Consider the following 17,836-nt stretch of genomic DNA (forward strand, 5'->3'; position numbering starts at 1 on the left):
CAACATGCGATAAGTGGTTCCCTGTCGGATTAGACAGGGTGGTTGTCTCTCGACACGCTGTCGATTTCACTGACCGGCATGCACGACTTCCTACGCGTGCTCTACGAGGACCATCAACTCAGTCTGCTGAACTTCGCCACCCGGCTGACCGGAGACCGCGCGGCCGCCGAGGACGTGGTCCAGGAGACCTTCCTGCGAGCGTGGCGGCATCCCGAATCGTTCGCCGACGGGACTTCCGCTCGTGGCTGGCTGATCACGGTGGCGCGCAACGTGGTCATCGACCGGATCCGGGCGAGAACCGTGCGGCCGCACGAGACCGGCGAGCACGAACCGGAACCGGTTCCGGATCACGCTCAGCGCGTGGTGGACGCGCTTGTGATGGATGCGGTGCTCTCATCACTGTCCTATGAACACCGTCGCGTGCTCACCGAGCTCTACTACAACGGCCGCACCTACAACGAGACCGCTGTGCGTCTGGGCGTGCCGGCGGGGACGGTGAAGTCCCGGACGCACTACGCGTTGTGCGAGCTACGCCGACAGTGGGAAGCCGGCTAGGTTCTCGAACCGCGGCCTGCCCGGCGCGCTTCGATCCGCCACCAACGAGATCCGGTCGGCGATCCAGATGCCGCTGATCGCCTGGCCCGCGGCCCTGGCCGGCACCCGGCCGCGCGCGAGCACCACGAAGGCCTGGAACGGCTGCGGATGCGTGACCGGCACGATCGGCGCGGTCGCCTCGAAGACGGCCGCGCCCAGGTCGTCCAGCCCGGCCACCGGAACGCCGATCCACCCTCCGAGCGCCCGCGTCCTCGGTCCCAGCGCGCACGGAGTCGCCGGTGCGCCTTCGAGCGCGTCGGTGAGCGCCTCGACCAGGTCCGGCACGAGCCGGTCGGGCACGGTGCCCAGGGGGCGCACCTTGATCAGCCACTGGGCGGGCACGGACCACGCGATCCCCGGTGCCCGCTCCAGCACACCGAGAACGTCGACGATCTCCGGCGGAGGCCAGATGGCGACGGAGAGTCTCACACCGGAGATTGTGGGACACGCGGCGTGAGTGTGGACAGCGACACCACCCACGCGAGCGCGGCGCACGCCCCGGCGGCGATCAGCGGCGCCACCGGAACCACGTCGTACAGCACGGTGCTCAGCCACGGCCCGACGAGGACCGCCAGCCCGTTCACCGCGTAGACCAGACCCGCGACGAGGCCCTGGCGCTCCGGTCCGGCACCGAGCGTGGCCGCCGCGGCGAACCCGGTGACCGCGAACCCGAGCCCGACCGCCACGACCAGGTACCCGAACGCCGTCAGCCACACCGACTGCGTGACCGCCAGGATCGCGTACCCGGCCAGTGCGATCGGCGCGCCGGTGCGCGTCAACCGGGCTGCGGGCCACTTCAACAGCGGTACGGCCACACCTTGCGTCACGACCAGACCGAGGGCGGAGGCGGCCAGCACGCCGCTGACAGCCGCCACGGAGGTGCCGACCTCCAGCCGGTCCTTGGCGAGCAACGTGATCACGACCTGCGACAGCCCGAACGACAGGTACATCAGGAACCCGAAGCCGAATGCGGGCACCAGCTCCCACGGTCGTGCGGGGACGTGCTGCTGCGGACGTTCGACGGGTTTGACGGTGACGAGGACGAAAGCCGTGATCAGCAGCGCGAGCACGGGCGCGAGGTAGAGCGGCAGCATCAGGGAGACGGCCGTGAGCACGCCACCGATCGGCGGTCCTGCCAACGCGGCGAGGCCTTGCGCCGCACCGACCAGGCCGACGGCTTTGGTGCGTTCTCCCTCGTCCACCGTGACGATGCCCGCGACGGCGAGCGCGGCGACGGGCAGCACGGCCAGCCCGGCACCCAGCAGCACGCTGCGGAACGCCAGCACGACCACGAACGCCTGGTCGGACGTGAGCGTCTCGTCCAGGCCGAACGTCACCGCAGCGGCGAACCCGCCGAGCCCGACCACGCACAGGCCGAGCCCGGCGACCAGCACGGTCCGCGGCCCGGCCACGTCGAGCAGCCATCCCCAGAGCGGGCTGGACAGGGTGACCGCCACGGCGGCGATCGCGATCACGAGACCCAGCTGATTCGCGGAGAGGTCGAGCTCGCGGGACAGTGGAGCGAGGACCGGGACGACCAGTTGCAGTGTGGCGTACATCGCCAGCAGTGCGACCAGCAAGGGTGTCAGGGATCTGGGCACGCGTTTCCCCCTCGGATGCGACGGCGACGAGAGAGTAATAGTTCAGCCCGCTGAACAGATGGTTTGGCGCCCGATGCAGTCGGGTAACCCGCGCCCTAACTGATCAAGACGACCTAGGAGCGGTTTGGCTCGCGACCAGGCAGCGAGGACGGGTGAGGCGGCGCATCTGCCCCTGGGCAGGCAGCGGCCGAGTCTCGCCGCCGTCCGTCGCTGGGCACGGTTGCGGCTCGTGGGAGAAGACCTCGATTGCGTGGGTGACGTGTTGCTGGTGGTGAACGAGCTCGTCAGCAACGCCTACCGGTACACGTCCGAGCCGTCGTTCCTGCGTGTCGTCGTGGAGAAGGCCAAGATCCGAGTCGAGATCGAGCACGACGCTCGCGCGCACCCCCCGTTGCGGAAGGTCTCCCGCCCGCAACGGGGATACGGCCTGGTCCTGGTCGCGCGGCTGTCGGATCGCTGGGGTGTGGACCGTGCTCACGGTGGCACCGTGGTCTGGGCGGATTTGCCGAGGTTTCCGTGATTGAAGTTCGGTGGGTTTCGATCTGCGCGTTGCTGGGTACGGATCCTGCTGCCTTGAGTGAACAGGGCACGGGGAGATGCTGATGGGTATTGCAGGACGGTCCGGCGAACGCCTGGACCTCGTCCTACCAGACGGAACGCTGCCGCTTGCCGATGTCAGGGCGGAGGTTCGCCGCCTGCTCAGGGGGATGCACGAGAACGTTGTGGTCGACGTGATGGTCGTGGCCACGGAGCTTGTGAGCAACGCGTATCACCACGCCTCCGGGCCGCGTCGTGCCCGTGTCCTTCGCCTTCCGGAGCGCGAGGTCGTGCGGGTCGAGGTCGACGACGGGACGCCTGGCCGGTTCCCGCAGCTGGGCCGGATGGGGTTTCTGGGGCGCAGGCAGCGCGGATTGTTGCTGGTCAACGGCTTGGCGCAGGTGTGGGGGCACTACCGGTTCCCGGACCTGAAAACCGTCTGGGCGGACGTGTCCTCGGTCAGATGAGGGTTTTGGCGACGTAGGCGGCGGCCTCGGCGATGAGCGCCTCGTCGTACTGGGCGTCCGCGGCCGGTTTGCTGGACATGATCGCGATCAGGATCGGCTCGCGGTTCGGCGGCCAGGCGATCGCGATGTCGTTGAGGGTGCCGTAGTCGCCGGTGCCGGTCTTGTCGGCGACCCGCCAGTCCCGCGGCACGCCCGCCCGGATGCGCTTGGCTCCCGTCGTGTTGCGCTCGAGCAGGTCCCTGAGGAAGTCGCGCTTGGCCTGCTCGAGCGCGTCGCCGAGCACGAGCCGCTGGTAGTCCGTGCCGAGCGAGCGCGGGGTGGCGGTGTCGCGGGGGTCGCCGGGCGTGGCGCTCGTGATGTCGGGCTCGATGCGGTCCATGCGGGTTTCGAGGTCGCCGAGCTCGCGCAGGTACCTGGTGAGCTCCACCGGGCCGCCGAGGTCGCGCAGCAGCAGGTTGCCGGCCGTGCCGTCGCTGTAGCGGACCGCCGCGTCGCACACGTCGCGGAGCGTCATGCCGGTTTCGACGTGCTGACTGGTGATCTTCGAGCTCTTCATCAGGTCTGCCGAGCTGTAGGTGACGACGGTGTCGAGGTGCGTCATCGGGTTGCGGTGCAGCACAGCGGCCGCGGCGAGGCCCTTGAACGTCGAGCAGAACGCGAACCGCTCGTCGGCGCGGTGTTCGATCGTGCCGACACCGGCCGCGTAGACGCCCAGTCGCGCGCCGTACTTCTTCTCCAGCTCGAACAGGGCGTCGTGCTTGATGGGCGTCGTGCTGGCCGGGGTGGAGGTCGTCGTCTGCTGGGGTGCTGGTGCGGCTGTGCAGCCCGCGAGGGGGAGCAGGGCCAGCGACTTGAGCAGCGTGCGTCGTGCGGTCACGCTCTCACGCTATTGGATCTCCGAAATGCGCTGCGACGGGTCCGCCGTGACGGCCCGCAGGACGTTCTCGAACGCCTCGAGCAGCGCCGTTGCCTGCGACGGCTCGAACAGCAGCGAGTTGTAGATGACGTGCCCGCCGGACTCGTGCAGGTGGAACGTCACCTCGGACTTCACGATCACCGGTCCGCGTTGCCTGGCCTCGAACGGTGTCGCGGTCACTCCAGGAAGCTCGAGCGCCGGTACCGGAGGCACGAGCTGGAACGTGAGGCGCAGCGGAATGCCCTCCACAACCTCGTGGAACGGCACCTCCTGGTGTGCGTGCGCGGCGGCGGTGGTCGCCCGCACGCGCCGGAGCACCTCGCGGAAGTCCGGGTCGCCGGACAGGTCGGTCCGCAGCGCCACGACCTTCGCGAAGAACCCGATCACCCGCTCCAGTTCGGGCCGCACCCGGTTGGCCATCGGTGTGCCGACCACGACGTCGGTGGCCCGAGTGGTCCGGGACAGCAGGACCTTGAACGCCGACAGCAGCACCTCGTACGGCGTCGCCTGCTCTTGAGTGGCCAGCGCGGCGACCTTCACCAGCAGCTCAGGGGCCGGCGACCACGGCAGCAGCTCGCCCGGTCCGAGCGGGTTGAGGTCGCGACCGGCCTTCGCCGGCAGCTCGATCGGGCTCATGCCCTCCAGGTGCTGCCGCCAGTACTTCTCGTGCTCGGGCGACAGGGTTTCCCGCTCCCACAACGTGAAGTCGGCGTAATGAACGTCCGGTGCGGGCGCGGTGCCGTTCAGCTCCTCGATCAGCAGGCCTTGTGACCAGCCGTCGCTGACGAGGTGATGCATGGTCAGCAGCAGCACGTGGTCGTCATCCGCGAGTTTGAGAACGCGTGCCCGCAACAACATCCCGCTCGCGAGATCGAACGGCACGGTCATCTCGTCGCCCGCGATGAACGCCGCTTCTTCGGCCGAGGGCGCGTCGACGACCTTGAGCGGCACGGGTTGCGCGGGCCGGACCTCCTGAACCACGACGCCGTCCCGTTCGACGAACGCCGTCCGCAACGCCTCGTGCCGCCGCACCACTCGGTCCAGCCCCGCCTGAAGATGGCCGAGGTCGAGTGATCCGTGCAGGCGCAGGGCCAGCGGCACGGTCCAGAACCCCGCGGCCAGCACCGAGCCGAACCACCGGTTGCCCTGGTTCTGCGCGATCGACAGCGGAACCGGGCCGCGCGGGCGAGGAGTCACCGGCCTGGTCCACGACCGTTCGCCCGACAGCACGCGCGCCAGTCGTTCGGGGGTGCGGTGGTGGAACAACGCGGGCAACGGCAGCTCGGCGCCGAGCTCCGCGCGGACCCGGGAGATCACGCGGGTGGCGACCAGGGAATGGCCGCCCAGCGCGAAGAAGTCGTCGGTGGCGCCCACGTCCTCGACACCAAGTACGTCCGCGAACACCTGGCACAGCGCGGCTTCCTCGGTGGTGCGCGGCCGGACGTGCGGCGAGCGGAGCGCGGGAGCGGGCAGCGCACGGCGGTCGATCTTGCCGTTCGCCAGCACCGGGAACGACGTCAGCGGCACGAAGACCGACGGCACCAGCTGGACGGGCAGCTGTGAGGCGCAGTACGAAGGCAGATCATCGGTCTCGCCGGTCACGTAGGCGACGAGTTGCTTGTCCCGCAAGACGACCACGGCTCGCGTGACCGCCGGGTGGGCGTTGAGCACGGCCTCGACCTCGCCCGGCTCGACCCGCACACCGCGGATCTTCACCTGGTCGTCGACCCGTCCGTGGAACTGCAGCTGACCGTCGTCGCTCCACGACGCGAGGTCGCCCGTCAGGTACATGATCTCGCCCGGCTCGTGCGGGTTCGCCACGAAGTTCCGGGCGGTCAGCTCAGGACGTCGGTGATAACCGGACGCGAGCCCTGCTCCCGACACGCACAGCTGGCCGGCGACACCGATCGCGGCCGGCAGCAGGTTCGCGTCGAGCAGGTGGACGCGGGTGTTGTCGATGGGACGGCCGATTGGTGCCGTAGCAGGCCATTCCAGGACGTTGGCGGGCAGCGAGTAGGAAGTGATGACGTGCGACTCGGCCGGACCGTAGTGGTTGTGGACCCGCAGCCACGGCCTCAGCGCGCAGAAGTTGCGCAGCCGGACGTCCAGCGTCAGCGGTTCGCCGGCCTGCGAGATGTGCCGCATCGACGCGAACGACGGTTCCTCGTCCAGCACCGCCCGCAGCACCGAGTCCGGCACGAACAGCCGGGTGATCTGCTGAGCGTCCAGCCAGGCGGCGAACGCGGCCGGGTCGCGCCGGACCTCGTCGTCCGGGATGACCAGGGTGCCGCCGAACAGCAGTGCCGAGAAGATCTCCTGCACCGACACGTCGAACGTTGGGGTGGTGAACTGGGCGGTGCGGCTGTCCAGCTCTCGTTCGAGGGCCTTCTCCTGCCACCACAGCAGGTTCACGACGCACCTGGAGGGCATCAGCACGCCCTTGGGGCGCCCGGTCGAGCCGGACGTGTAGATCATGTACGCCGGTGCGGCCGGATCCACCCGTTCCAGGGCGGTGTCCGGCTGCGAGTCCGCATCGGACGGACACAGTGGACGGTGGAACAGCACGCGGTTCCGGCTCACCACCACAGTCAGCTGCGCGTCGTCGACCAGGAACTGGATCCGGTCGAGGGGGTGCTCGGGGTCGATCGGCACGTACGCCGCACCGGCCTTCAGCACACCCAGGATCGACACGATCAGGTCAACGCCCCGGTCCAGGCAGAGCCCGACCAGGTCGCCGGCAGCGACTCCCTTGGACCGCAACAAATGCGCGAGCTGGTTGGACCGCCGGTCCAGTTCGCGGTAGGTCAGGCAGTCGGCGCCGTGCTCGACCGCGACCGCGTCCGGCGTGGTCAGCACCTGCTCGGCGAACAGGTCGGGAACGCTCACGTCGGGCAGGTACTCGGAGGTGGAGTTCCACCGCTCCAGCAGCACCGCCTCGTCCTGGTCGATCATCGAGATCTCCGACAGGCGCTGGTCGTTCGACGCGGTGAGCACCCGCGCGAGGTGGGTCAGGAACCGGCAGATCCGCGGCCGGTCGAACAACGCCCGGTTGTAGAGCACCCGGCCGTTCTGGATCTCGATGTCGAAGCTGGTGAACGCGACCTCGGGGTCGTAGAGATCCCGGCGCGGCCGCAGATCCACCCGCACTTGCACCAGCGGATGCCGTGACAGGTCGCGTTCCGGCGCCACCAGATCGACGACCTGGTCGAACGGAACGAGCTGCGAGGAGGCCGTGGCGAGCAGTTCGGCCGTCAACCCGCACAGCTCGCCGAACGCCGGGTCACCGGACAGATCTCCGCGCAGCACCACCAGTTCGTCAGCCACGACAACGCCGACAGGAACGTCGACAGACCGCGTGTAGCGACTCAGAACCACCTGCAAGGCCGCCAGCAGCGCATCGGAGTCGACGTCCACCGACCACGGCACGACACCCGCCTCGGGCCTGTGCAGCGGCGGTCGCGGCCGGTCCGTCGGCAGCTCCAGCACCGGCAGGTCCCGCAGCTGCTCCAGCCAGTACTCGGGCGAACCGGTTGGCGCTTCAGGAAAAGCGCCGCCCAGCACCGACTCCAGCACGCGGATGTCACCGAGAATCCCGTGCATCGTCAGCACCAGCAGCGACGAGTTGATCTCCAACGCCCGCACGAGCGGCCCGGTGCGCAGGTCGAACGGTTCGGTGATCTCGGCACGAACCGCTGCCCGCACATCGGAGACCTGAGCGGTTCGCGTGACGACGGGCGGCCCACCGGGGACGGGCCGCCCGTCGTCGTCGAACCGGACCAGGAGGGTGTCCGGCACGCTGATGACGGCAGGGGTGGTGATCAGCGTGACGTGATGGCCGGGGTTGCCGGGGTCGAGCTGGTCCAGGAACCACATGCGGCGCCGGGTGTGGTCGGTCACGGTGCCTCCCGCTGCGAGTCACCGAGAACGCTAGCGGCGAGAATCTGGTCGGATCCCTCGAATCCGCTGGTCTAGCCCAGCACGGGCCTTCTCCGCGTCGCGGTGGCACGCTTGGTGCATGACCGACGAGGACGGGACTGAAGGGGACGTGTGCACACGTCAGCTGCTTCCCGGTCTGCGTTGGGGCACAACGGTTCTCCCGTGCGCCTGCGTGCGGTGCGGACCGCCTGAACCGCCGTCTCAGGCGGTCGACCGGCGCACGACGTGATCGGCCCGCGGCAGGTGCATCGTGAGGTGCGCGCGATCGCCCCGCAGCACGACCCATGATCGTTCGATCGGGACACCGCGGAAGTCGTGGGCCATCCACGCGATCGACAGGACCGGTGTGGCGGGCCTGATGTCGAGCATCCCGGCGATGCGCGGCGTGGCCAGCGCGGTGGTGCACCACGGGTGCAGCTCGCCGAAGCGGACCTTGTACCTGTCGACGAGGAACCTCCGCAGCGGCGCACTGCGGTCGTAGGCCTCGGCCAGGCCGGGGAACTGGGAGGCGCGCAGGTACGTCGATCGCACGCCGATCGGCTCGTCCCCTCGGACGAGGATCGACTCGACGTTGATCACGTCCTGCGCGCCGACAGTCCGCACCACGATCGACTCGCGGGTGGCGAGGTCCTGGACGATGGCGTCCAGGCTCAGCCGGTGGACCTGCTTGCGGGGCGCGACGGCCGTGCCCTGCCGGCCGGCCTTGCGGATGAGCTTGCCCTCGAGCACGAGTTCGTCCAGCGCCTTGCGGATCGTGGTGCGGGACATGCCGAACAGCTCGGCGAGCTCGCGTTCCGGCGGGAACCCGGTGTTGTCGGGCAGCTCGCTCAGCAGGTCGAGGAGCTTGGTCTTGGCCTGGTAATAGCGTGGGATGGCGGACACACCCGGACGCTATTTCCGTCCGATAACTGGCGACTCATCGCGCTTCCTCGGCGTCCGGAATCGACCCGATCTCCCGATACATCCGGGAAGCTTCTTCTCGGTTTCCCCGGAGGTAGGCGACGGCCGCGTCCTTCCAGCGTGACCATGACACCCCGGCCAGGCACTGCGGGCCGTGACCCGCGGCGGCGAGCACCATCGGCAGGCTGACGCCGATCGGGCCGGTGATCTGCCGGCCGGGCAGCAGGGTGAGCAGCTCGTCCACCTCGGCGTTTTCGCCGTCGAGCAACGCGATTCGCGCCCGCAGCACGAGCGGGTGCTGCAGTTCGCCCGGATGTGCTTTGGCCCTGGCTGATTCCAGGGCTTTCGCCGCGTCGGTCCGCGCACCGGCGTGGTCACCGGTCAGCAGCCTGATGCGGCCGCGGATGGAGTAGAGGTACGGCTGGCTGGGAGCGTTCCCGATCGCCTCGTCGAGGTTCTGCAGCGCCTCGTCGTAGCGGCCTTCCCAGAACAGCTCGACGTAGCGGGACGAGTCGAGCCAGGAAAGCGTGTAGTTGTCGCCGTGCCGCAGCGCCGCCACCCGTGCCTCGGCGCGGACGGCTTTGCGTGCGCGGGTGTCGCCGAGCGTCGCGTACGCGCTGCCCAGGTTGAACAGGCCCAGGCTGGGGGAGAGCCCGGCTTTGCGTCGTTCGGCCACGGCTTCGCGGATGTCGTCGACACCCTCCGGCTCGCCGATCTTGACCCTGGCCAGGCCCAGCGTCTCCAGGGCGACCCCTCGGTCCAGCCCGGTCGCACCGGTCAGCGCCGCCCGTGCCGTGGTGATCGCTTCCTCGGCGCGGCCCACCAGCGTCAGCGAGTGGGCGGCGTGCGCGAGAACGCCGCAGGTCCGCTCGCTCGGCTCGGCCTGCTCCAGGAACGCCAGCGTGCGGTCCAGCTGGCGGTGGGCCTCCTGGTGGTCGCCGCGGTGGTAGCAGGCCCTCCACGCCGCCCTGGAGGCTTCCGCGGCGCCCGCGAAGTCCTGCTTCGCGATGTGGAGGTCCACCGCCTCGGCGAGTTCCTCGGTGCCTTCACCGTCCCAGGCCAGGCTCGATCCCAGCAACGTCAGCAGCGCGGCCCGGTCCTCGTGTCCAGGCGGGCACACCGCGAGCGCCGCCTGGTAGGAGCGCACAGCCGTGGCGCGTGCCGCGAGTCCGGTCGCCTTGCGCCCTGCCTCGGTGAGTGCCTCGCGCGCCTTCTGACCGAGGATGTCGCACGGACGTCCAGCGGCTTCGGCCAGCCACACGGCCTGCTGGAAGTGGTGCGCCAACAACGGAACGTGCTCCAGCGGCAGCGCTTTGAGCCACTCCGCCGCGTGGTAGTGCTTCATGGCCTTGGTGGTGCGCGGGACCCGGTCGTACGCGACGTCGCGCACCAGCACGTGGCTGAACGTGTACTCGGCCTCGCCGACGACGTTGCTGGTGGCACTGCGCTTGAGGAAGTCCCTTTGCCGCAGCACTTCCAGGCAGCGCGTGACCTCGGCGACCTCACGCTCGGCGACGGCAGCCACCGCGCCCGGCCACACGGTCGCGCCGATGACGGCCGCGTCCTGCAGCACGACCTTTTCCAGCGGTGGCAACGAGTCGAGCCGCGCGCCGATGACCGTCTGCACGGTGTCGGGCAGGGTGTCCTGGTCGCCGTCGCGGAGCATGCGCACGTACTCGCCGGCGAACAGCGGGTTGCCCGCCGAACGCTGGAGCAGCTCTGGCAGGTCCGCCGTCACCTCGTGGCGGGTCGTCAGCATCTTGAGCAGCAGCGTGGTGTCCTCTTCGGACAGTGCGTCGAGACTGACGACCTCGCCCCAGGACGGACGGCGTTCCAGCAGCTCGGGCCGTGCCGTGGCGAGGACGAGCAGAGGCACGTCGTCGGCGGTGCCGGCGAGTCCGTGCAGGTAGTCCAGCAGCAGGTCGTCCGCCCAGTGCAGGTCCTCGACCACGACCACGAGCGGTTCGGCGGCGATGTGCTCGATCAGCCTGCGCCACGCCATCAGCACGTCGCTGCCCTGCCCAACCACGCCGAGCAGTGCGCACAGCTGCATGACCAGCCACGGGTCGTCGCTGATCGCCTTGACCTTGTCCGTGACGACGTCCGGCGGGTCGGAGTCGAGGATTCCGGCGTGGCCGCGCACGATCTGGGCGAGCGGGGCGAACACGTCGTCGCGGCCGAACGGGGGAGTGCGACCGGTCAGGGTCCTTCGCCCGGCGGCGAACTCCCTGACGAGCCGGGACTTTCCCGTGCCCGGCTCACCGACGAGCGTGATCAGCCGCGGCCGTTTCGCGCGCTGGACCTGCTCGTACGCCTCGCACACCGCGGCCATCTCGCTCGACCGGCCGACGAACGGCGTGTCGTCTCCGGCGGGCGTGAGCGTGCGGTCGGTCGTCGGGCAGGTCCTGACCTCGCCTCGGGCAGCCTGAGCGACGAGTCTCAGCGCGCCGTCCAGCAACGTGCCGCCGACTTCGAGCTTGTCTCCGGACGTGACCAGCGCCGGGCCCGTGCACACAGCCGCCGCGGCCGGGTGGCTGCCGGTGATCTCGAACGCCGCGCGCACCGCCCGTGCCGCGTCGTCCTCGCGGCCGGCCGGGGCGCCGAACGCCGCGCACACCGTCGACCCCAGGGTCGTGACGATCACGCCGCCGAGACCCTCGATCTTCTCGCTGATCGCGGCGACGGAGGACTCCAGCAGTTCGTCCGCGGCCTCGTCGGCGCCGTCCAGTTCGAGACGGGTCACCAGAACGCTGACCTTCTTGCGTTCCAGCACGAGCGGGTGTTGCGCGGCCGTGAGCGCGAGCGACTCGTCCTGCGTTAGGATCGCCTGCTCCAGCGCCACCAGGTCGCGGCCCGGGTCGATGCCGAGCTCCGCCGCGAACCTCTCCCGTGCCGCGCGGAAAGCGGCGAGCGCGTCGGCCTGCCTGCCGGACCGGTAGAGGGCGAGCATCAGCTGGCCCTGCAAACGTTCCCGGAGCGGGTGATCACGCACCAGCGCCTCGAGTTCCGCGGTCACCTCGCGGTGTTTTCCGCACGCCAGCTCGGCGTCGAACCTGTCCTCGACCGCGATGTCGCGCAGGTGCCCGATCTCGACGAGCGCGGGCCACGTGACGCCGTCCGCGACCAGGTCGGCGAGCACCGGTCCGCGCCACAACGCCAGCGCGTCCCTGAGGATCGTGGCCTTCTGCTCGGGCCCGGGAGCGGTGATCGCTCTGGCCACCGCGGCGCGGAACCGGTGCAGGTCAACGCGATCCGGTTCCGCGCGCAGCAGGTAGCCGGGTTTGCGGGTGACGAGGTCGAGCTCGGCTTTGCGCAGCGCCGACACGACGTTGAGCAGGATTCCGCGTGCTGTCGGTGGATGCCCGTCCGGCCACAACGCCTCGGTCAGCTCGCTGATCGACACCACGCGCCCGGCGTTGAGCAGCAGGAACCCGAGCGTCGCCCGGCGGGTGAACCCGCCGAGCTGAAGCTCGTGGCCGTCCACGCGGACCTGCAGTGGTCCGAGGACGTTGAACTCGACTGACATCGGTTCGGACCATACCGTCACTCCACCAGCCGGACCCCCGGATGACGTGGCCGGTCGAACAGCGTCGTTCTCCTGTGCTTGAGGTGGAGGTCGAAGAACGCGGCCACGTAGTCGTGCTGAGCCTTCAGCGCGTCCCGCGGGTCGATCGTCCCGATGAGACTCTCGCGGTGCTGTGGGGTGATGGCCGCGATCTGGGGCACGGCCCACTGCAGGTCGCTGAAGCCGAAGTGCGCGCCGTCGTCGAGGTGCACGTCCCGCTTCCACCCGCGCTGGTGGTGCCAGAACTCGGCCCACGTCCTGGTCAGGCTGGTGTCGACGTGTGACAGCTCGCGCTCGCCGTCGTCGCCGCCGAACAGCAGGAACGGCCGGTCGAGGCCTTCCGTGACGACCCGGCCGGGCGAGTAGGGGCCGCCGTCGCCGGTGTGCTCCATGCCGCCGTCGATGTTGATGCCCGCGTCGAACCTGCGGTCGCCGGCCATCGTCTCGCCGGCGGTGTAGCCGCCGATGGAGTGCCCGGCGATGCCGACCTTGCCCAGATCGGCGTTCCGGGTGAGCCTGGGCAGTTGGTCGAGCACGAACCTCATGTCGGCCACCCGCGTGTCGATGACCTTCTTCATGGTGGCCGGGCTGCCGTCCACCCCGCCGTACTCGATGCGATTGCCGGGGAACTCCACGGCGAACGCCTCGTGCGTGTGGGAGACGGTGACCACGACGTAACCGCGGCTGGCGAGGTCGTCCGCCGTGCTCGTGTAGAACTCGCGCGGCGCCTGCAGGGCCGGGGAGAACAGCACGACCGGCCACCTGTTCTTGATCGGTGGAGCGTCCACACGGGCCTGTCTGCGCGTGCCGCTCCAGCCGACCGTCCCAGCCGGAACGTCGAGGAACGCCGGGCTGGAGATGATCGGGTCGGCGGCCTTGGCGAAGCCCTCCGAGAGCATGGGCGCCTGGTGCCCGCGGCGCTGGGCCGGGTAGCTGACGGTGACCATCAGTTCCCGGTTCTTCGACGGTTGGAACGGGTCGAGCCGCGTGGAATCGATGAGGTGAGCGTCGAACGTCCCGACCGGGAACGGGCCGCTGACCTGCGGTGACACGAGTGCGGACGCGGCGAGGACGGCCGCGGTGAGCAGGTGCATTGTTGATCTACCCCCTTCGCGCGGCAGCCTTCCAGCCGCCCACTGAGAGGGCGCTGAGAGCTTGTGGCGGGGGTGATCCAGTGCCAAGTTGGTCGTTGACGTACCAGTGGGGCCTCTGGGTGGGGAGATCACGGATGCGGCGGACAACGGTGTTCGGGCTGCTGGCGGCGTGCGGCTTGCTCGCGGGCTGTCTCGGGCAGACGCGGGAGGGTGATCAGGCGCGCAACGCCGACGCCAAGGAGATCACGCTGACGATCGTCGCCAACGCGGCGCAGGGCGGGAAGAACGCCCGCGGCGCGAACTGGCTGCAGAACTGGGTGATCCCGAAGTTCACCGAGCAGCAGAAGGCTCGCGGAGTCACGGCGACGGTCAAGTTCGAGCAGAACGGCACCGGCGACGAGGACTTCAAGACCAAGGTCGCGCTGGACCTGAAGACCGGCGGCGGTGGCGACATCATCGAGATCGACGGCATCTGGCTCGGCGAGTTCGCGCAGGCCGGGCAGATCAAGCCCCTGGACGACGTCGTCGGCGGGACGAACTGGGACGGCTGGGACAAGATCCCCAAGGCCGTGCAGGGGCTCGGCGAGTTCGAGGGCAAGCGGTACGGCGTGCCAATGGGCACCGACGGGCGGGTGCTGTTCTTCAACAAGAAGCTGTTCGCGCAGGCGGGGTTGCCCGCGGACTGGCAGCCTCGGTCGTGGCAGGACGTGCTCGACGCGGGGGCTCGGTTGAAGTCCCTGCCCGGCGTCACGCCGCTTCAGCTCAACGCCGGGACCGCGATGGGCGAGGCGACGACGATGCAGGGCGTGCTGCCCGCGTTGGCCGGCACCGGCAAGCCCATCTACGACAACGGGAAGTGGCAAGGGGACTCGGCGCAGCTGAAGGACGTTCTGGGGCTGTACCAGAAGGTCTACGGCGGCGGCCTCGGCGATCCCGTGCTGCAGCAGGAGGCCAACGGCCGGCAGCGGTCGTTCCAGCTGTTCAGCGAGAACAAGATCGGCATCCTGCTGGAGAGCGACTACTTCTGGCGTTCGGTCGTCGAGCCCAAGAACGGTGTCGCCAAGATGGCGGACCGTGACACGGCCGTGGGCTGGGCGTTGGTTCCGGCCAAGTCTTCTGGCGCGGGCGTGGGCGGGCAGGACTTCGTGAGCATGTCCGGCGGTGGCGTGCGGGTGATCAACCCGAACACCAAATATCCGAAGCAGGCGTGGGAGTTCATGCAGTTCCTCAACTCCGCCGAGGCCGTGAAGGAGTCGCTGGCGGGCACGGCGCAGCTCACGCAGCGGCAGGACGTGAACGACGAGGTGCTCAAGGGCGACCCGATGCTGACGTTCATCGCGGAGAAGGTCCTGCCGATCACCCGATACCGGCCGGGGCTCGCCAGCTATCCCAAGGTGTCGGCGGCTCTGCAGCAGGCGACGGCGGACATCGTGTCCGGCAAGAGTCCGGACGACGCGGCCAAGGCCTACCGCGAGGCGCTGGTGAAGGCGGTGGGTGAGGGGAATGTCGGGTAGCCCGATGTGTCCGGGAGCGGGCGGCGAGGACGACCTTGGCTAGCCCGGACAGTTCCGGCCTGGGCGTCCGGCGCGCGGTCGCCTTCGTGGCCCCGGCGCTGCTGCTGATCGCCGTCTTCCTCGTGTTCCCGGCGCTGTGGACGCTCTACATCGGCATCACGAACTACCAGCTCACCGGGGCCGCGGCAGCGAACCCGCAGGTGGTCGGGCTGGACAACCTGGTCGAGGCCGTCCGCGACCCGCTGTTCACCAACTCGCTGTGGCTGACGGCGCTGTTCGTGCTGTTCTCGGCGGTGGTCGGGCAGAACGTGCTCGGCTTCGCGCTGGCGTGGCTGCTGCGGTCGGTGAGCCCGTGGTTGCGGCGCACGACCGAGGGCCTGGTCCTGCTGTCGTGGATCCTGCCGAGCACGGTCGTGGCGTTCCTGTGGTTCGCGGTGCTGAGTCGCGACACGGGCACGCTGGGCCTGCTGCTCGGCTCGCCGGAGACGTCGTGGCTGGTGCAGTACCCGATGACCAGCCTGATCATCTTCAACGTGTGGCGCGGCACGGCGTTCTCGATGCTGCTCTACACCTCGGCTCTGGCCGCGGTGCCGCCGTCGCAGCTCGAGACGGCGCGGCTGGTGGGGGCGTCGGGCTGGCAGACCGTGCGGGACGTCGTGTTCCCGCACATCCGCGGGCACGTGCTGACCAACACGCTGCTCATCAGCCTGTGGACGGCCAACGACTTCACGCCGTTCCTGCTGACGTCCGGCGGGCCGAACCACCAGTCCGAGGTGCTGCCGGTGCTGATCTACCGGCAGGCTCTGGAGGGTGGGCAGCTGGGATACGCGTCGGCGATGTCGATGCTGCTGCTGGTCGGCAACCTGGCGATCGCCCTGGTGTATTTGAGGTTGCTGCGGAGGCGCGCGTGAGTCCTCTGTGGATTTTGCGGCGGATCGGCTTCTACGTGCTGATCACGGTGGTGCTGGCGTTCTTCGCGGTGCCGATGCTGTGGCTGGCTTCCGCGCCGTTCGACTCGAAGCCAGGTCTCGGGTTGCGGTGGCCGGACTGGACGCTGTCGAACGTGTCCGCGACCTTCGACCACCCGTACACGTTGTCGTCGCTGGTGAACTCGCTGATCCTGTGCGCTGTGGCCACCGTGGTGACGACGGTTCTGGCTGCCTTGGCGGCCTACGCGTTGTCGCGGGTGCGGATACCCGGGCGGGATCTGTTGCTGTACCTGCTGTTGCTGCTGTCGTCAGTGGTGACGGGGACCGCCGCGATGGTGCCGATCTTCGTGATGATGCTGCAGCTCGGGTTGATCAACTCGCAGTTCGGCACGGCTTTGGTGATCGCGGGCGGCATGTTGCCGGCAGCCATCTTCATCCTGAAGGACTTCATGGACGCCGTGCCGCGCTCCTACGAGGAGTCGGCGCGGGTGTTCGGCGCTTCTCCCTGGCAGGTGCTCGGTCACGTCGTGCTGCCGGTCGCGCGGCCCGGCGTCGCGACGATCTTCGTGTGGGCGTTCGTCAACGCCTGGGGCAACTTCCTGCTGCCGTTCCTGCTGCTGCGCGACGTCGGCCAGCAGCCGGCGGCGGTGCTGCTGCGCACCCTGTACGACGAGGGTGGCAGCGCCAATCTGACGGTGATCCCGGTGTTCTCGCTGCTGTACTCGATCCCGGTGGTCGTGCTGTACCTGTTCGTGAGCAAGCGGTACGGGTTCCGATTCCACGGAGGCATCAAGAGCTGATGGCGGGCATCACTGTTGAGGAGCTCTCGACCGTCTACCCCAACGGGGTGCGGGCGGTGGACTCGCTGGACCTGGAGATTCTCGACGGTGAGCTGTTCGCGCTGCTCGGTCCGTCGGGCTGCGGCAAAACCACGTTGCTGCGCACGATCGCGGGCCTGGAAGGCGCCTCGGACGGTGCGGTCGCGATCGGCTCGCGGGACGTCACGCGGCTGCAGCCCGGTGATCGCCGGGTCGCGATGGTGTTCCAGGACTACGCGCTGTTCCCGCACATGACCGTGGCCGAGAACATCGCCTATCCACTGCGGGTGCGGGGCGCCGCGAAGTCCGTGCAGCAGGAGACCGCCGTGCGGACCGCCGGTGGGCTCAGTCTGGGTGCGTTGCTGGATCGCCGTCCCGGGCAGCTCTCCGGTGGTCAGCAACAACGGGCTGCTTTGGCCCGTGCGGTCGCGGCGTCGGCCGAGGTGCTGCTGCTGGACGAGCCGCTGTCCAATCTGGACGCCCGGTTGAGGCTGGAAGCACGGACGTTCTTGAAGAAGCTGCAGCGGGAACTCGCTTTGACGACCGTGTTCGTGACGCACGACCAGGCCGAGGCGCTGGCGCTGGCCGACCGGATCGCGGTGATGGACGCCGGGCGGATCCGGCAGATCGGCACGCCGCGCGAGGTGTTCCAGCGGCCTGCGGACACGTTCGTCGCGAACTTCATCGGCTCGACGCCCATGAACCTGGTGCCACGCGGCGAGTTCGTCGTCGGTGTTCGGCCTGAGTACCTGTCGCCTGCCGCGGAAGGGTTGTTCACCGGATCGGTGTCCATTGTGGAGAATCTCGGCGTGACGTCGCTCGTGACGCTGGACTGCGGCGAGGACCAGATCGGCTACGTCGTGCCGGAGGACGAGGAGCCCTCGATCGGTGCCGTGGTGACGGTGGACGCTCCCGCTTCCCGCGTTCTGCGCTATGACAAGGAGACCGGCCTACTCGTGAGGTGA

Annotated in this window: 14 protein-coding genes; 7 read left to right on the plus strand and 7 right to left on the minus strand. The window is 69.2% G+C overall.

All coding sequences use genetic code 11. The features are described 5' to 3' along the window. Positions 1-78: 78 nt before the first annotated feature. A complete protein-coding gene (locus ABZ345_RS12580; RefSeq protein ID WP_359846362.1) occupies positions 79-555 on the plus strand; it encodes a sigma-70 family RNA polymerase sigma factor in 477 nt (158 codons plus the stop codon). Here the strand turns inward: ABZ345_RS12580 and ABZ345_RS12585 are convergent. Both ABZ345_RS12585 and ABZ345_RS12590 read right to left on the minus strand, forming a co-directional pair. Beyond that, complete coding sequence (locus ABZ345_RS12585; protein ID WP_359846365.1) at positions 529-1,023, minus strand: hypothetical protein; 495 nt, start codon at positions 1,021-1,023, stop codon at positions 529-531. The genes ABZ345_RS12580 and ABZ345_RS12585 overlap by 27 nt on opposite strands. Next, on the minus strand, positions 1,020-2,195 hold the full coding sequence (locus ABZ345_RS12590; RefSeq protein ID WP_359846368.1) for an MFS transporter: 1,176 nt from the start codon (positions 2,193-2,195) through the stop codon (positions 1,020-1,022). The genes ABZ345_RS12585 and ABZ345_RS12590 overlap by 4 nt, the downstream gene beginning before the upstream one ends. A gap of 124 nt (positions 2,196-2,319) precedes the next feature. Between ABZ345_RS12590 and ABZ345_RS12595 the strand changes: the two genes are divergently transcribed. Both ABZ345_RS12595 and ABZ345_RS12600 read left to right on the plus strand, forming a co-directional pair. Beyond that, positions 2,320-2,715 carry an ATP-binding protein gene (locus ABZ345_RS12595; protein WP_359846371.1) on the plus strand — a complete coding sequence of 132 codons (396 nt, stop codon included), beginning with the start codon at positions 2,320-2,322 and terminating at the stop codon, positions 2,713-2,715. A gap of 82 nt (positions 2,716-2,797) precedes the next feature. Next, positions 2,798-3,199, plus strand: a complete 402-nt coding sequence (locus tag ABZ345_RS12600; RefSeq protein WP_359846374.1) for an ATP-binding protein — start codon at positions 2,798-2,800, stop codon at positions 3,197-3,199. On the opposite strand, the gene bla is transcribed toward ABZ345_RS12600, so the two are convergent. From bla to ABZ345_RS12625, 5 genes are all read right to left on the minus strand, one after another. Then, positions 3,192-4,076, minus strand: coding sequence for a class A beta-lactamase (gene bla / locus ABZ345_RS12605; protein WP_359846377.1), 885 nt, complete (start codon positions 4,074-4,076; stop codon positions 3,192-3,194). The genes ABZ345_RS12600 and bla overlap by 8 nt on opposite strands. A 9-nt stretch (positions 4,077-4,085) precedes the next feature. After that, on the minus strand, positions 4,086-8,012 hold the full coding sequence (locus tag ABZ345_RS12610; protein ID WP_359846380.1) for an amino acid adenylation domain-containing protein: 3,927 nt from the start codon (positions 8,010-8,012) through the stop codon (positions 4,086-4,088). 240 nt (positions 8,013-8,252) lie between these two features. Continuing rightward, a complete protein-coding gene (locus ABZ345_RS12615; protein WP_359846383.1) occupies positions 8,253-8,933 on the minus strand; it encodes a GntR family transcriptional regulator in 681 nt (226 codons plus the stop codon). Between the two features lie 34 nt (positions 8,934-8,967). Then, a complete protein-coding gene (locus tag ABZ345_RS12620) occupies positions 8,968-12,477 on the minus strand; it encodes a BTAD domain-containing putative transcriptional regulator (RefSeq protein WP_359846386.1) in 3,510 nt (1,169 codons plus the stop codon). Positions 12,478-12,494: 17 nt separating this feature from the next. Then, positions 12,495-13,610, minus strand: coding sequence for a lipase (locus ABZ345_RS12625; RefSeq protein ID WP_359846389.1), 1,116 nt, complete (start codon positions 13,608-13,610; stop codon positions 12,495-12,497). A 134-nt stretch (positions 13,611-13,744) separates the two neighbouring features. Between ABZ345_RS12625 and ABZ345_RS12630 the strand changes: the two genes are divergently transcribed. From ABZ345_RS12630 to ABZ345_RS12645, 4 genes are read left to right on the plus strand one after another with little or no spacing between them, the layout of a single operon-like run. Further along, entirely contained in the window at positions 13,745-15,124 is a 1,380-nt protein-coding gene (locus tag ABZ345_RS12630; RefSeq protein WP_359846392.1) for an extracellular solute-binding protein, read from the plus strand. Positions 15,125-15,159: 35 nt separating this feature from the next. Further along, a complete protein-coding gene (locus ABZ345_RS12635) occupies positions 15,160-16,035 on the plus strand; it encodes a sugar ABC transporter permease (RefSeq protein ID WP_359846394.1) in 876 nt (291 codons plus the stop codon). Then, positions 16,032-16,853 (plus strand): carbohydrate ABC transporter permease, encoded by an 822-nt coding sequence (locus ABZ345_RS12640; RefSeq protein WP_359846397.1) that lies wholly within the window; start codon positions 16,032-16,034, stop codon positions 16,851-16,853. Before ABZ345_RS12635 ends, ABZ345_RS12640 begins: the two co-directional genes overlap by 4 nt. Beyond that, positions 16,853-17,836 carry an ABC transporter ATP-binding protein gene (locus ABZ345_RS12645; protein WP_359846400.1) on the plus strand — a complete coding sequence of 328 codons (984 nt, stop codon included), beginning with the start codon at positions 16,853-16,855 and terminating at the stop codon, positions 17,834-17,836. Before ABZ345_RS12640 ends, ABZ345_RS12645 begins: the two co-directional genes overlap by 1 nt.

Source organism: Lentzea sp. NPDC005914, from assembly GCF_040629405.1.
Classification (GTDB): Bacteria; Actinomycetota; Actinomycetes; order Mycobacteriales; family Pseudonocardiaceae; genus Lentzea.